Origin of the sequence: Zobellia sp. OII3 (assembly GCF_002211465.1) — a bacterium.
In the GTDB taxonomy this organism is placed as follows: Bacteria; Bacteroidota; Bacteroidia; order Flavobacteriales; family Flavobacteriaceae; genus Zobellia; species Zobellia galactanivorans.
The window spans coordinates 222802-237675 of record NZ_MWRZ01000003.1; the positions used below are offsets into that span (position 1 = coordinate 222802).

At 42.0% G+C, this 14874-nt stretch carries 12 protein-coding genes; 3 read left to right on the forward strand and 9 right to left on the reverse strand.

Annotation, left to right across the window (positions count from 1 at the left end; genetic code table 11):
* Window positions 1–73: 73 nt before the first annotated feature.
* Genes B4Q04_RS11795 through B4Q04_RS11805 form a run of 3 tightly spaced genes read right to left on the reverse strand, consistent with a single transcriptional unit; the run spans window position 74 to window position 4901 of the window.
* Window positions 74–1261, reverse strand: a complete 1188-nt coding sequence (locus B4Q04_RS11795; protein WP_088696931.1) for a pyridoxal phosphate-dependent aminotransferase — start codon at window positions 1259–1261, stop codon at window positions 74–76.
* Between the two features lie 33 nt (window positions 1262–1294).
* Window positions 1295–1915, reverse strand: coding sequence for a hypothetical protein (locus B4Q04_RS11800; RefSeq protein ID WP_088696932.1), 621 nt, complete (start codon window positions 1913–1915; stop codon window positions 1295–1297).
* Window positions 1916–1952: 37 nt separating this feature from the next.
* Window positions 1953–4901 (reverse strand): TonB-dependent receptor, encoded by a 2949-nt coding sequence (locus B4Q04_RS11805; RefSeq protein ID WP_013994214.1) that lies wholly within the window; start codon window positions 4899–4901, stop codon window positions 1953–1955.
* Between the two features lie 559 nt (window positions 4902–5460).
* Here B4Q04_RS11805 and B4Q04_RS11810 point away from each other — a divergent pair.
* A complete protein-coding gene (locus B4Q04_RS11810) occupies window positions 5461–5922 on the forward strand; it encodes an Lrp/AsnC family transcriptional regulator (protein WP_013994215.1) in 462 nt (153 codons plus the stop codon).
* A gap of 158 nt (window positions 5923–6080) precedes the next feature.
* A complete protein-coding gene (locus B4Q04_RS11815; RefSeq protein ID WP_052725558.1) occupies window positions 6081–6416 on the forward strand; it encodes a hypothetical protein in 336 nt (111 codons plus the stop codon).
* 51 nt (window positions 6417–6467) lie between these two features.
* On the opposite strand, the gene B4Q04_RS11820 is transcribed toward B4Q04_RS11815, so the two are convergent.
* Complete coding sequence (locus B4Q04_RS11820; protein ID WP_013994217.1) at window positions 6468–6830, reverse strand: DUF1456 family protein; 363 nt, start codon at window positions 6828–6830, stop codon at window positions 6468–6470.
* A gap of 245 nt (window positions 6831–7075) precedes the next feature.
* Between B4Q04_RS11820 and B4Q04_RS11825 the strand changes: the two genes are divergently transcribed.
* Window positions 7076–7501, forward strand: a complete 426-nt coding sequence (locus tag B4Q04_RS11825) for an Hsp20/alpha crystallin family protein (RefSeq protein ID WP_013994218.1) — start codon at window positions 7076–7078, stop codon at window positions 7499–7501.
* A gap of 392 nt (window positions 7502–7893) precedes the next feature.
* Here the strand turns inward: B4Q04_RS11825 and uvrB are convergent, their stop codons facing one another.
* The 5 genes from uvrB to B4Q04_RS11850 form a co-directional block, all read right to left on the reverse strand.
* Complete coding sequence (gene uvrB, locus B4Q04_RS11830; protein WP_013994220.1) at window positions 7894–9882, reverse strand: excinuclease ABC subunit UvrB; 1989 nt, start codon at window positions 9880–9882, stop codon at window positions 7894–7896.
* Between the two features lie 270 nt (window positions 9883–10152).
* Window positions 10153–10698, reverse strand: coding sequence for a T9SS type B sorting domain-containing protein (locus tag B4Q04_RS11835; protein WP_236631011.1), 546 nt, complete (start codon window positions 10696–10698; stop codon window positions 10153–10155).
* 206 nt (window positions 10699–10904) lie between these two features.
* Window positions 10905–11738, reverse strand: coding sequence for an ABC transporter permease (locus B4Q04_RS11840; RefSeq protein ID WP_013994222.1), 834 nt, complete (start codon window positions 11736–11738; stop codon window positions 10905–10907).
* A gap of 5 nt (window positions 11739–11743) precedes the next feature.
* Entirely contained in the window at window positions 11744–12646 is a 903-nt protein-coding gene (locus B4Q04_RS11845) for an ABC transporter ATP-binding protein (protein WP_088696934.1), read from the reverse strand.
* A gap of 68 nt (window positions 12647–12714) precedes the next feature.
* A complete protein-coding gene (locus B4Q04_RS11850; RefSeq protein ID WP_088696935.1) occupies window positions 12715–14763 on the reverse strand; it encodes a DUF11 domain-containing protein in 2049 nt (682 codons plus the stop codon).
* Window positions 14764–14874: the final 111 nt, after the last annotated feature.

A 14874-nucleotide genomic window follows, 5' to 3' on the forward strand; every position in this document is an offset into this window, starting at 1 on the left:
GAAAGGCCTATTGGGAGCCGAGCATAAAAGCATCAAGTCTGTTGGTTTTACGTTCGGCTCTTGGCCATTATAATTATGCCAGTACCTTTTGTAGGGCCGTAGTGAAGAGTTTCATTTCTTCCATGGTACCCATGCTCACACGACACCAATTTTTGTCCATAATGCTGAAGGCGCGTACGCCAACACCTTCTGCGGTCATTTTCTCCAAGAATGCTTTTCCTTCCATTTCAATAGGAAAGATTATAAAACTTGTAGATGATGGTACATAGCTATAACCCATTCCGTCTAATACAGAATAAACATACTCCCTACATTCAGAATTCAATTTTCTTGTTTTGTTTGAAAATTCAGTATCATCCATACTTGCCATTGCAGCATAAACTGATGGTAATGAAATACCCATACCACCTCTTGTTATTTTTTGAATGATAGCCAATGTTTCTGGTTGAGCAACCATGTAACCTACACGTAAGCCGGCCATACCTTGAATTTTAGAGAAAGTACGTGCAATCATTACATTCTTGCCTTCGTTTATTAGAGATACCATACTTTTTTTAGCAGCATCATCTAAAAATCCTAAATAGGCTTCATCTACAAAAATTGGAACTTTTTCAGAAACCCTAGAGCAAAAATCAATAAGTTCTTCGTGGTCTGTCATACTTCCCGTTGGATTGTTCGGGTTACAGATGTATACCAATTTTGTGTCAGCGTCGATGGCAGCTTCCATAGCTGGTAAATCATGAGACCAATCATCTTTTAGTTTGATAGGCTTCCATGTTGCTCCTGTAGCTTCAGCTACTTTTATCAATGACATGTATGAAGGGTCTGCAGAAACAATATTTCCTCCATTTTGGAAAAATACCATCGCAGTTTTTTCTAAAAGGTCAGAAGAACCAGGCCCCATCATAATAGTTTCGGCTTCAACTCCTTCTAATACTGCAATTTTATCTATGAGTGTATATAACTCCTTCCAGGCATATCTGTTACCTTTTGGTGCATATTTTTGCATAGCATCAACTGCCATAGGAGATGGTCCGTAAGGGTTTTCATTGGCGTTTAATTTTGCAAGAAGTTCAACAGGTTTGTCTACATCATAAGGCAAATACTCTTTAAAAAAGGGAGTATATGGAAGATTGCCTTGAGCATCTATGGTCACTGGCTCGTTACCAAATGCCCCATAACTCAAATACGGTGCAGCTATTGCCCCGGCAGCTGTAAGTGCTCCTCGTTTCAACCAAGCTCTTCTGTCTAATGTTTTCATAATAATATGTGTTTTAAGTTAAAAAGTTTAAGTTCAATTTGATTCCACAGGTTCTGCGTTTAAGCCTAAATCACCTGACGCAATAATGGTAGTCCCATCAACATCGTATATGTTGATATGAGAATCCATTTCCGAAATACCTTCATAAAAACCAGCTTCGTCAATTACATAAAACTTGTTTTCCCCAAATTCGGCATAAAAATTAAGGAGAGGAAGGTATTCCTCGGTATCTCCATCACGATCATAGTCATCTGTATCCAACTGTGTATCATCTTCGTCAAATTGTTCTGCAAAAATCTTGACGTCATACAGGGTCATCATTGTTGTAATTTCTGTGCCAACAGCTCCCTCCATAATTGCTGAAGGATAAACAATTTCAAAAGGATCAGTTGAGTCATAGAGTGCACTGAACTCCGGGCTGTCCAGAGAAACCTGTACCAATGTCTGGTCTAGAGTAGTTTTATAAAAAACGACTCTACCAGTTACATTTGACCCTGACGGATCGGTAGATTCAATCGTGTATGCCATGTATTCGTTCAAGGTGCCACCTCCTTCTGCAGTAGTGAGAACAGGATCCAGTCTTTCTTGTTCACATGAAAACAAGCTTGCCGTAACCACTAGTGCTGCTAAAATGTTTTTTATATACTTTATCATAATTCTCTGTTTTAAGATTTTTACCAAATATTCGTCACTATAGTGTAAAGCTCAGTCTCCCAAAGTAGTAGGCTCCTGATGACCCTTGCTGATAGTTGGAATACAGGTTGAAGGTTCTTAGCTCGTACCTTATGATTTCAGGATATTCGTTAAAGATGTTGTTCCCTCCAACGGTAAAGCTGATTTTGTCGGTAAAGTTGTAAGTGATACCAATATCCGTGGTAAATTCAGGTGTAAAAAATTGGTCGGCATAACCAGTGCTGCCATCAAGTAAGGTACGTTGGATGTTGTCTCTTGTTTGAACGGAGCCAAAGCGTGTACCTCTTAACATGGCCGAGAACTTGCCAATGGAATAATTGAGTGTGCCAATAATTTTACTACTTGGTGTTCCGGTTTCGAATTGACCGATAAGGCTGCGGTTGACATAATTGTCGGCCAATTCTTCGTCGGTTAGGTTGGTGTTCAGGTCAGGTAGGTTTACGCCTTCGAATGTGTTCTCCCTAAAGGTTCCCGATAGTATTACGCCTAATCGTCCCGCTCCAAGATTGGTGTTGTAGTTCATTACGGCTTCAACCCCTTTAGTGCTGATGTCACCGCCATTTATTCTAAAACTGGCCAGACCACTACCTATGATCGGGGAGAGTACGGGGGCTTGACCTGCGTCAAATTCCCCGGTTTCGAAAATTCTATCGAATATGTCAATTTTATAGGCATCGACCGTAAGGTTCAGTTTTCCGATTTTGGTAGTGAAGCCTAGGCTATAGTTTCTTGATCGTTCTTCCTGTAACTGGTTTACTCCTAAGGCTCTTGCGGCAGAACTGCTGTTTTGGTAGAGTGTGCCATCAAATGGTTGTAGGCCGATGAAAAAGGTATAACTGTGCGAATAGTTTAATTCTTGAAGGGATGGTGCCCTAAAGCCACTACTGAAAGACCCTCTAAAGGCAAAATTATCGCCGATGGAATAGCGGGCAGCTACTTTGCCGGTCATTACATTTCCGAAGTCGGAAAAGTTTTCCATACGAACGGCTCCTGAAATCAAGAAATCTTCCGTAACATCCAATTCCATATCTAAATACGCCGCCATTACGGAACGGTAGGTGTTACTTTCGTTTTCCGGAGCAAAACCTCTGAAGCACTGGCAGTTCAAAGCGTAGTTTTTCACCAATTCCTGGCTTACCCCTGCATATGGAAGTACGACCGCATTTCCAGAGCCGTCAACAATTGGGGTTCCGTTTAGGTCTTCCAAGGGGAAACCGTCGGGACCAACGAGGGCTTGGTTGTCTTGTGTAGCTGTTACAACGCCTGCGGTGCCTGCTGTCCAACTTTCTTCTTGACCGGCTACTATGGAGTAATTCTCTACTCTTAACTCCCCACCAAAGGCCACGTTAAGCCCAGATAGAATATCATCGTAATAATTATTGAAATCTAGGTTGATGGTGTTTTGGGCGAAGCTGTGCGTACCTAGGTTCATTTCGGTCGGGGAACTTGTTCCTATACTGGCATTCCAGGTATTGAACATTCCGTATTTGGCGGAGTTCATACCAAAACTGTTACTCAGGTCAAAATCGAAATCACCTAGTTTACCTGTGATACCCATGGATAAGGAAAGATTGTATTGGTCGGTGTAAATCTGTGGCCTAAATCCGTTCGGGTATAGGTCGTAACTTGTTCGGTCTGCTTGTCCGGCCCTTCTGTAAAAGCAGCTGTAGGCATCTGAGTATTGGTAGCCGAAGTCTCCAAAAGCATAAAAATCCGTGGTTTCACTCAAGGGATTTTCAAGGTTGAAGCCAAAGCCGATGAGGGTTTTTGCAGGTTGTCCCGAATAGGTGGAGACGTCTACCTGTTCAATATCCCTTGCGGCCATGAGGCCTTCTACAGTTGTTAATGAGCCAATTGCTGCGGCGTCACCGTTTGCTTGGGCGGCAATAAGTTCTGGGTTGGTTATTACGGGTCTACCGCTAACATCGGTAGTTTCATTGTTCAAATAGTTGTCGCTGTAAAGGGGGGCTCTGTCTATCTCAAGAACTGTGGGGCGTATGGTACGTTCCGATTGGCTTATTAAAGCTGATGCGTTAAAGAAGCCTCCGTTTTCGAAACCTACACCGTAATTGCCGTCGAATTGAAAGTTGAATCCGTCCCAATCGCCCGAGGATCTGTTCAAGGTTTTTTCCCCATCGGTTAGGTCAGAATCGCTAAAGTCGGGGGACTTGTTCGGGTAGCCTCCAACGGTAAGGGTTCCCGTAAATTCACCGGTTCCTTTTTTGGTAACTACGTTGATTACCCCGGCAATGGCATCGGAGCCGTACTGGGCCGAAGCGCCATCCCTAAGTATTTCAATATGGTCAATGCCAATGGAAGGTATAAATTTCATATCTACGGCATTAGAAGCTGTACCGGTCTGTGATGCCGATAAGATGGCCGAGGTGTGCCTTCTCTTTCCGTTAACCAATACTAACATTTGGTTAGGCGCCAATCCCCTGAGGCTTGGTGGGCTAACGAAAGACGAAAGGTCTCCTCCACCGCTGGTATATGCCGTAAATGAAGGGGCCGAAGCCGCTAACATTTGGGAAAGATCTTGCTGTGGCATATTGATGGCGTCTTTTTTTATGTCGATGACATCTACTGGCACCGGGGTGTCTAGCTTGGTTCTGGGTTGTCCCCTTGAGCCGATTACGATCGTTTCAAGTAGTTGTTCCGCCGCCATAACCAAGGTGACGTTTAATGTGGTCTGTCCGTTTATGGGTATTTCCTTGGTGCCGTAACCCAATGATGAGAATATAAGAATGGCATCGGCCGGGGCATCTATGGTATACTCCCCGTCAAAATTTGTAGTGGCCCCTTTTGTCGTGCCTTTAATAATGATGTCGGTGCCGGGTAGTACAACACCTTCTTCGTCGATTACCGTACCGGTAATAGTCTGCTCTTGGCCAAATGATACATATATGCAGTTTAACAAGAGGAATGATAGTATTAGAGCTTTCTTCATAAGTACGTGTTTTGGTTGATACTAAACAGTATTCATTTGTCCGACCTCACCTTGCCCTACTCATGGGGGAACGGTGGTCAAATGCATATCAAAAGAAAAGTTCCGGATACTTAACGGTGTCGATTGTCAATTTCTGTGACCTAACGACAAGACAATATTAGGGTGAGTTTTTGACAAAAAAAAATGTGAAATGGTTTGAAAATACTGGTTTTTAGTAGGTTACAAACGTATTGTCTAACGAATCGATAATTTTTTGGCCAATTTTAACCGATATGGCAGATTTTGTTTTTCGGTGGTTTAAAATCTATCAATTAGTAGAAATTGTCTTATGAAATCACTTTTATGGCATCCAAAATTTGACATGGTCAATTTTTAATTATATCTATAAAAAAACGCCTTTTATTAGTGAATTATAACTGTTTTTTTTAAATCATTAAACTATTTTTACTAAAATCATCTATTTGGTAAATTAAATTGAAAGATTTTTTAATCAATAAAGTTGATTGTCAGGCTTTGAGCCCTGAAATGAGGCAAATACTAACCGCGAAAAATACTACAAATGAGAGATAAACTTGATGGAGTAGATCACAAAATATTGACCTTGTTGTCCGACGACGCACAGATGCCGTATACCGAGGTTGCCAAAAGGGCCGGGATCTCTCCGGGAACGGTTCATATGAGAACCCGAAAGATGAAGAATATGGGGGTAATCAAGGGGGCTACCCTGAGTTTGGACTATAGTAAGATGGGGTATAAAATGACGGTTTTTCTGGGGATTTACCTACGTGAGAGTTTTTTGTACAAAACGGTTATGGAAGAGCTTGCTAAAATTCGGGAGGTGGTAAAAATTCACCATAGTACGGGTAAGTACGATATATTCATTAAAGTCCATGCAAAAGATAGTCTCCACTATCGTAACCTTTACCAAGAATCTATACTTACTATAGAAGGGATAAGGGGTATAGAGTCGTTTATATCGGTGGAGGAGAAAATGAGCCGACATATAGATTTTGAAGGATAATCGACCATTGCTTGGTGGTACTGCCAATAGCGCTTAAATAAAAATGAGCCCATGATGATGTTTTTTGGTAATAAAACGTTAAAAACCGTTTTTTGGGTAACGATCGTATACTTCCGTCGTCTTTAAGGTATATCATCAATCATTTAAATCAACAAATCATGAGAAATTTAAGTTTACTATGGGTGGCTGTAATGCTACTATCGGTCGGTAGTCTTTTTGCCAATGGGAAAGAGAGTGAAAAACCTTCAGGAAGTCTGGCTTATCAAATAGCTGAGCTATTAAGTGACAACGAATTGACCGCCCAAGAGGTCGATAAGCTTGCAAGTGTGAGTTTTACGTTGAATGAACGTCAAGAGATCGTAATATTGGCGATCGATTCCGATAACGAGGTTGTAAAGGCCTTTGTGGAAGAAAGACTTGAGGCTAAAAAGGTAGTTGTGCAAGGGTATAAGGCAGGCAGGACCTATACTTTGCCGGTGCGGATAGCCCGCTAAGCTGTGTTGTTGGAAGAAATATGGATCCTGAGACCCGATTAATTATCGGACTCAGGATTTTTTTTTGTTCTTGTATTTTACGTTGGTAATATCTTTGTTTATCCGTTTTTGCTGTTGGGTCTTGAAGTCCGGGCGCTTCTGTTTCAAGGGCTTTACGGGTTTCTTCATCAGTACCTCGCCAGGGTTTTTTGGGTTGTCCTTCGTTCCTCTTAAGTGGATAACTAGTCCGTTCAAGAAATTACGTAAAACTTGATCCCCACACTCCCGGTAATTGGGGTGGTCTTCTTTTCTGAAAAAAGCACCCAATTCACTCTTGCTAATGTTGAAATCAACAAGTTTTAAGATGTCTACGATCTCATCATCGCGCAACATGAGGGCTACTCTAAGCTTTTTGAAAACATCGTTATTGTCCATTGTCAAAAATTTTTGACAAGGTATTACAAATTAAACTTCCGACCACAATCGCTAGGCAATTATCGGGTATATAATATGGGAAGTAACCCTTCTAACCTATCCCTTTGACACGTGTTTTATGTTTAAAAATGACAATTTGACCGTTATAAATGTTAAATAAATGTCAAAAAGTCAGTTAAAGAGGCTTGGTACGTGAATTGTTTATAACAGTTCAAATTAAAAGTCTAATACAAAACATTGAAGTCATGAGTATAGTAAAAAGAAATAACCTGGTTTTTCCTTCTTTGATGAACGATATTTTTAAACCCGACTGGTTTGGAGGTATGGAAAATGTCGCGGCCAGTTCACCTGCAGTAAATATTAAGGATAATGAAAAGAATTTTGAGCTCGATTTGATGGTTCCTGGTCGAAAAAAAGAGGATTTTAATATTGAAGTAGATGCCGATTTATTGACTATTTCTTCCGAGATCAAGAAGGAGGAAGAAACAAATGAGGAGAATTACACCCGTCGTGAGTTTAGGTTTTCGTCTTTTAAGAGGGCATTTACCCTTCCGGAAACTATCGATTCCGAAGCGATCAAGGCGGAGTATATTGATGGGGTATTAAAAATCACCTTGCCCAAAAAAGAAGAAGCTTTGCCAAAACCAAAGCGTGTTATTGAACTAAAATAAACGGTGGTTTGTTGGGTCCGACCTTCGTGGTTTGACCTTTCATAATTCCGATTTAGATCGGGTTTTATTTAGTTGGTTGGTTAGTTGAAGAAGCCCTTTAGATTTTTCTAAAGGGCTTTTTTTCTGTTGGAATTAGTTCTAAATTACCGTTTTTTCCTCGCTTGTTCTCTTCGGATGGGAGGGGGGAATTCAATAAATATAAACTGTTTTTCTTGGATAAAAATCGGAATCGGAAAGGGTGTGAAATTAATGGATTTTTATAGGAAAAATACGATTTAGTCTTGTCTAAAAATTGTAGTTACCTATCTTTCAATCAGTTTTTTAGTCATTGTTATGTAAAGATTATATGTAAGTTGTTTAGTTTTTGTGACATTTTGCTTTTTATAGGGGAATCAGACTTGTTCTTGCAGTGATTTTATCTCGTCCCTCAGTTTTGCCGCTTGTATAAAATCGAGTTCTTTGGCGGCTTTTTCCATGGCCTTTCTTTTTTCACGGACCATTTTTTCGATTTGGTCTTTGGTCAGGTAATCGAGGTCGGGTTCCGCGGCCCGCATTTCTTCTTTTTCAAAATGGTAGGTGGATACGGAATTTTTTGCCAGCACACTATCCAAACTTTTATTCAGGGCCTTTGGGGTAATTCCATGTTCTGTATTGTAGGCAATTTGTTTTGCCCTTCGGTAGTTGGTTTGGTCAATCGTCTGCTGCATGCTATCGGTAATTTTATCGGCATACATGATGGCCTTTCCGTTAAGGTTCCTTGCGGCCCTTCCCACGGTTTGGGTCAGTGATCGGTTGCTACGTAGAAAACCTTCTTTGTCTGCATCTAGGATCGCTACCAATGAAACTTCCGGTAGGTCCAATCCTTCACGAAGCAGGTTCACCCCGATCAATACATCAAAAATACCTTTCCTAAGGTCTTGCATGATCTCTACGCGCTCTAAGGTATCTACATCACTGTGGATGTATCTACAGCGAACATTTATCCGTGTGAGGTATTTGGCGAGCTCTTCGGCCATTCTTTTGGTCAAGGTGGTAACCAGGGTACGTTCGTCTTTTTCGACACGTACTTGAATCTCTTCTACAAGATCATCGATTTGATTTTGGCTGGGCCTCACCTCGATTATAGGGTCTAAGAGTCCCGTTGGCCGTATCACTTGCTCTACAAACACCCCTTGACAGAGTTGTAGTTCGTAATCCGCAGGGGTTGCGCTCACATATATGGCTTGGTTTTGTAAGGCCTCGAACTCTTCAAATTTTAAAGGGCGGTTGTCCATGGCCGCGGGAAGCCTAAAACCATAGTCCACTAAATTCACCTTTCTTGAACGGTCACCACCGTACATGGCGTGTACTTGTGGTATGGTTACATGACTTTCGTCGATGACCATTAAGTAATCGTCGGGAAAGTAATCGAGTAAACAGAAAGGTCTGGTTCCGGGTTCTCGGCCGTCCAAATAACGGGAGTAATTCTCTATTCCGGAACAATAGCCCAGTTCACGAATCATTTCTAAATCAAAACTTGTGCGTTCTTCAAGGCGTTTTGCTTCAAGTGGTTTCCCTATTTCCTTAAAATAGTCTACCTGCTTTACCATATCTTCCTGAATTTGATGAATAGCACCTTGGAGGATATCAGGAGAAGTAACGAACATATTGGCCGGGTAGATATTCAAAGTCTCATAAACCTCGATTACGTTGTTGTTAAACGGGTCAAAAGCCTCTATTTCCTCGATTTCGTCCCCGAAAAAATGAATGCGAAAGGCGTGGTCCGCATAGCTGGGGAAGACATCCACAACGTCGCCCTTCACCCGAAAGTTACCGTTTCTAAAATCGGCGGTAGTTCTTGAGTATAGGCTCTGCACCAATTGATGTAGGAACTTGGTACGGGCGATCACTTGGTCTTTTTTGATGGAGATGACGTTCTTTTGGAATTCCACAGGGTTTCCAATACCGTACAGACATGAGACGGAGGCCACGACCAAAACGTCACGACGCCCTGAGAGCAAGGATGAGGTGGCGCTCAAACGTAGTTTTTCAATATCTTCATTGATGGAGAGATCTTTCTCGATGTACAGTCCGGACGAGGGTATAAAAGCTTCCGGTTGGTAATAATCGTAATACGAAACAAAATACTCCACCGCATTTTCTGGAAAAAATTGCTTGAACTCCGAGTACAATTGGGCGGCCAAGGTTTTGTTATGGGCGAGCACCAAGGTGGGGCGCTGTACTTGTTCAATAACATTGGCTACGGTAAACGTTTTACCCGAACCGGTTACCCCTAAAAGGGTTTGGTAGCGTTCACCGGTTTCCATTCCCTCAACAAGTTGTTTTATGGCTTGGGGTTGATCGCCCGTCGGTTTGAACTCTGAGACTACTTTAAATTTCATTCCTTAAAATTACAAAAGAAGTGTGATTTAAAGGGGTTCAATTCAAATATTCCGTGCATCTATCGGAGTACTGAAAAATGACCTGTATAGGTTTTGCCCGAATCGGAGCTTTGAAACAAGTACCAATAATCGGTTTCAGGTAGTTTTCGTGATTTTTCGGTGTTATTTCCCCGGCCTACTTCGTAATTAGAAGGGTAGTATTTACTTGAAGGAAAGCTATTATAAAAGCCAAAATATTTGTTCTAGTATAAATTCTATGAGTGGTCCATTTTATCGGTTTAAGGTAAAATGGCCTTTAAATTCTTTGCCATTCTCTAAGTTGATCCTAAACCAATAGTCCGATGACGGAAGGGGCTGGCCGTTCATAGATCCATCCCAGCCAGTAGAGTTGGGGTAAATTTGCTTTACCAGTTTGCCGTAGCGATCATAGATGTGGATTGCCTGGTTTTCAAAATGGGTGATGACACCGGTTATTTGCCATCTATCGTTCGTGTCATCGCCATTGGGGGTAATGCACTTGGGGAATCCAATGACCGAGATTTCCTTTTCTGTGATACCGCACCCATTTTTACCACGTACCACGATGGTATAAAACCCGGTTTCTACATTGTTGAACCTATTTTCGTCTTGGTAATTTTTCCCGTCAAGGGAATACTCGTAGTCTCCATCTTCACGTACTTCTATCTCAACGATATAGTTGCCGAAGGATTCCTCAATGCTTACTTCTTCAATACGAATGGGGATTGAAGGGACAAGCAACAATGAAATGGGATATGTAATCTGGAATATCGCTATTTCCACAAACAACAATAGCATCGATACAGTCATTTGCTTGCTGGGAAATGCCGCGGAAAAAGCTTGAAATAAAAATTACCGTAAAGAAGAATTTCATCGTGTTCAATTATATTCCAAGGTCGAATATAATCGAAAGGGTGGGTCGCCAATAATTCGAAGGAATAAATACTAGAAAACTACGACCTATTTCGACTGGATTACCGGTAGAAAACGTTAAGAATTAGCTTTTATAAATCCCGTTTTTTCAAAAGGGCATAAGAACCGTAAATAAAAATGGCCGTCCATGCCAACACAATAAGTATTTCGTACCAATGTACATGATAGTTTAGAACAATTTCCTCTCCCATTTGGTTGACGGCGGTCTGTACGGCGCTCAATCGGGAGAAGGGTTCCTTTATCAGGTTCCACATGGCATTTAGGGGAAAAAAGCCCATAACAAAATCGGTTGTCTCCCCATCAAAAAAACGCCACCTGATGATGCCGCGTACAAAGGTCTCAAATACTTGCCACAGGATTAGAAACCCCAATGCAAAAGCCGACCTTTTTACCAAGATGCCCAAGAAGAGGCAGAAAGAGAAAAAACCGACCAGCTTAACAAAAAATGCAAGGAGGAACTCCAATCCCGAAAAGATAATGCCGATTTCGTTAAAGTCGGAATAGATAAGCCCTAAAATAAGGGACACTACAAATACAAAGACCGTTGATGCCAAGGCGAAGGAGATGACGGTGAGAAACTTCGATAGAATGAATTCCTTTTTTGAAAGTCCGTCTATCAAGTTCTGTTTAATGGTCTTGTTGCTGTATTCGTTGGCCATCATGGACACGATGACAATGGCCAGGAACAATTTAAAAAATGCGGTTATAAAAGCGTTGAAGTGCCATATGTAGGGAAAGTTGAAAATCCCCTGTTCGGCCAAGTGAAACTTTATCGGTCCGATATCGAATTTAACCGCGGCGACCAAGGCAATGGAACTTAGAAGTACAAAGTAGGAGAGGATTAAGATTTTGCTGGCCCTGTTGTTCCACAATTTTATGAATTCTATTTGTAAGAGTCGAGTCATGGCTTTTAGTTGGATTGGTTTTTGGTCAAGGTCAAGAATTGCTCTTCAAGGCTTTCTTTTCTTTTCACTAGGTGAGATAGTACAATACCTTGGTCAAAAAGGGTTTTGTTAAGTTCGCCGGCATCCATCTCTTCTTTTAAAAAGGCGGTGATGTGGCCGTTTTCCAATTTTATTTGTCCGAAACTTGCGTGCTTTTCCAGGTAGGTTTTTAATTTGTCGAGGTCATGGGTTTTTAGTTCAAAAAAACCGTGACTTGCTAACAAGCCGTCTACACGACCGGAGTATAATTTTTCTCCTTTTCTTAAGATGATAACATGGCTACAGACCTTTTCGACTTCGTCAAGCAGGTGCGATGCCAATAAAATGGTCGTGCCCTGTGAAGCGATTTTCTTTATGATTTCCCGTATTTGGTGAATACCTTGGGGGTCGAGTCCGTTCGTCGGTTCGTCGAGAATTAATATTTCGGGATCGTTGAGTAGGGCAGAGGCAATGGCCAAGCGTTGTTTCATTCCTAGGGAATAGGTTCTGAACTTACTGTCTTTACGGTCGAGCAATCCGACAAGTTCTAGCTTTTCCTCTATTTTTTCTTCACCCACCTCTTTTATTTTACAGACCAATTTTAGGTTTTGGACCGCTGTCATATACGGGTAGAAATTAGGTCTTTCAATGATGGCACCGACCTTTTTTAAGGCTTCGTGGGTCGTTGAAGAACCATCGAACCACTCGAAATTTCCTTCGGTTCGGTTCACGACGTTGAGAACAATGCCCAGTGTAGTAGACTTTCCACTTCCGTTAGGGCCTAGAATACCGTAGACATTGCCTTTTTCAATCGTAAAAGAAAGGTCTTTGACGGCGGTCAGGTACCCGAATTTTTTGGTGAGATGGTTAACGGTTAGAATGGTGCTCACGTCAAGTGTTTTTTAGATGGATTACTTAGTACTTGACGAGATACCTTATGGAATGTTACATAAAAATATTAATTTCTATTTACGCGGTAGGTGATTTTTCTATTCGTTATTACGTTAGTGGGGCTACTCCTGTTCACTGTCACGGTTTCGGAAGGGTCGTCCGTAGTGATATTGGAGTCGACCTGGTCTTGGCTATTGCTTACCGTATTCGTATAGTTCGCAGTTGTCATATAGATATTGGCTAAACTGGCCCTAGTGACCAAAGTCAAAGTTTCTAGGTCACCGGAAGTCATACCTCCAACATTCCAATCAGGATAAGTGAACGTTCCTTTGGATACGGAAGAGGAAATGAACTCTAGGCCAGGGGGTAAAACATCGGTCAAGACTAGGTTGGTGACCGGGTCTATGCCTAAGGTTTCGACCGTAATCGTAAAAGTGACCGTATCTCCTTCGGTAACCGTATTTTGGTCGGCATCTTTTCTTAGAATGATATCGGGCTCACAATAGTAAGCGGTCAAAGGTTGCGAATCATAGGAACAGCCTCCTTTTGTAACCCGTACGTAATAATCGCCTGCATTGGTTGGTGTATATGTGGCACTATTTGCACCTGCGATCAAAGCGCCGTTTTCAAACCATTGGTAATCGTCAAAATTGGGGTCGACAACGACCACCTCTGCATTGGGCAAGCAACCGCCACCTGTAACTTGTAAGTCTACTTCCGGTACGGTATCAAAGCCTGAAAAATATCCGGCAATACCTCTGGCACCACTAAAACCAATAAATCCAACAGCAATTGGTCCCGTTGATTCTACGGTTACATCTCCGGTTAAGCCGGCAACATAATAGGTTTTCCACAAGCTTGTTCCTGCAACTGTGGAAGGGGCGGGTAGGACGACCGGTCCACTACCATCCGTTACCGTAATATTGGCATCTGGGGTTGAAGTAGAGGCAATTAGGGTTACCCCGCCTGTCATGGTTATTCCTGCGGCATCTTCTATATGTGTAATATTATCTACCGTATCGGGTAACAAACAGTTTACGGGGGCGATAAAGTTTAAGCCTTGGGTGTAAATAGCACTTGCCCCTGCCATTAGTTGATAGGCATAGGCATCCTTTGAGGTAGTTACGTACATATTTCCTCCTGCGGAAGAAACCGAGTAATTGCTTTCGGGAATCTCAAAATAATCCCCATCATTTATAGTGGCAATAGGGGTGGTACTTCCGTTGACATAGATATTGGTGCCGTTTTGGGTACCGATAATAATTGGTATTTCTGTTTCACTGGTACCGTTTCCTCTAATAAAAACATATTCCTTTCCCAGTTTATTCTGGGGTACCGGTTGGTCAATTGCAGCATCCCTACCCGAGTAACCGGTCCTAACACTTGTGTTAAGTCCCCCATTACTAATAACGATAGGGCTATTGGAAATCACGTCAGCTCCTAACCAGCCGTCGGCATTTGCGGGAGTTTCACCAACATAGGCCTCAAAGACAAAAGATTCATTGGCGTCTAAATTAATGGTGTAAGAATCGGCAGTTATTCCGTCTCTATCATTGCCTAACCGAAACTCACAACCTGGGTCATATCCTGAAACTGTTACCGTAGTGCCATCTTCGGTAGCCATTATTCCCAATGAATTTGTCAGGCTTCCTTGAGTTCCTTTATTCGGGGTTCCCCCCCACTTAAAATGGGTTCCCATCGCCTGCCTTCCTTTACTGGTCAAGGAAGTTGCTTGTGAACCGGACCTACCTCTGTAGTTCACGTAGAATTTTTGGCCGCCTGGAGCTTCCAATCGTAATCCGCCACCTGTAAGAACCACTCCCGTACTATCATTTACCATCATGGTAATGTTATTGTCCCCATTGGCCAATACGATTTCTTGAGGTGTAGTTTTGGATAGGGTAGTAGAGGAGTATGTTGAGGTAGACGTGCCTTGATATATGTTAACGGGAAATGCCGTGGTTTCCGGAGTGGATAAATAAATGCTCTGTTGCGTAACAGCTTGGTTGTTGCCACCTTGTTTTAATGGCGGCAGATAATGAAGGTCGCTCAGCTGTGAAAACCCTGCGGCAGACACCATAAAAAAGAGTATAAACGAAAATAACTTTAGTCTCATTTTGAAGCGCTAGCGAATGAATGTTTGTCAAATCAACTCAAATTGCAGCATGTTGGCAAATATTAGTTGTCAAAGCCTTGTTTATAGTTGTTAAGGGTAAAAAAACAAAGG

What these genes read in the sequence shown, in the direction of transcription:
- B4Q04_RS11795 (WP_088696931.1), bottom strand. Translation starts at nt 1,261, where the DNA reads ATGAAAACATTAGACAGAAGAGCTTGGTTGAAACGAGGAGCACTTACA.
- B4Q04_RS11800 (WP_088696932.1), bottom strand. Translation starts at nt 1,915, where the DNA reads ATGATAAAGTATATAAAAAACATTTTAGCAGCACTAGTGGTTACGGCA.
- B4Q04_RS11805 (WP_013994214.1), bottom strand. Translation starts at nt 4,901, where the DNA reads ATGAAGAAAGCTCTAATACTATCATTCCTCTTGTTAAACTGCATATAT.
- B4Q04_RS11810 (WP_013994215.1), top strand. Translation starts at nt 5,461, where the DNA reads ATGAGAGATAAACTTGATGGAGTAGATCACAAAATATTGACCTTGTTG.
- B4Q04_RS11815 (WP_052725558.1), top strand. Translation starts at nt 6,081, where the DNA reads ATGAGAAATTTAAGTTTACTATGGGTGGCTGTAATGCTACTATCGGTC.
- B4Q04_RS11820 (WP_013994217.1), bottom strand. Translation starts at nt 6,830, where the DNA reads ATGGACAATAACGATGTTTTCAAAAAGCTTAGAGTAGCCCTCATGTTG.
- B4Q04_RS11825 (WP_013994218.1), top strand. Translation starts at nt 7,076, where the DNA reads ATGAGTATAGTAAAAAGAAATAACCTGGTTTTTCCTTCTTTGATGAAC.
- uvrB (WP_013994220.1), bottom strand. Translation starts at nt 9,882, where the DNA reads ATGAAATTTAAAGTAGTCTCAGAGTTCAAACCGACGGGCGATCAACCC.
- B4Q04_RS11835 (WP_236631011.1), bottom strand. Translation starts at nt 10,698, where the DNA reads ATGCTATTGTTGTTTGTGGAAATAGCGATATTCCAGATTACATATCCC.
- B4Q04_RS11840 (WP_013994222.1), bottom strand. Translation starts at nt 11,738, where the DNA reads ATGACTCGACTCTTACAAATAGAATTCATAAAATTGTGGAACAACAGG.
- B4Q04_RS11850 (WP_088696935.1), bottom strand. Translation starts at nt 14,763, where the DNA reads ATGAGACTAAAGTTATTTTCGTTTATACTCTTTTTTATGGTGTCTGCC.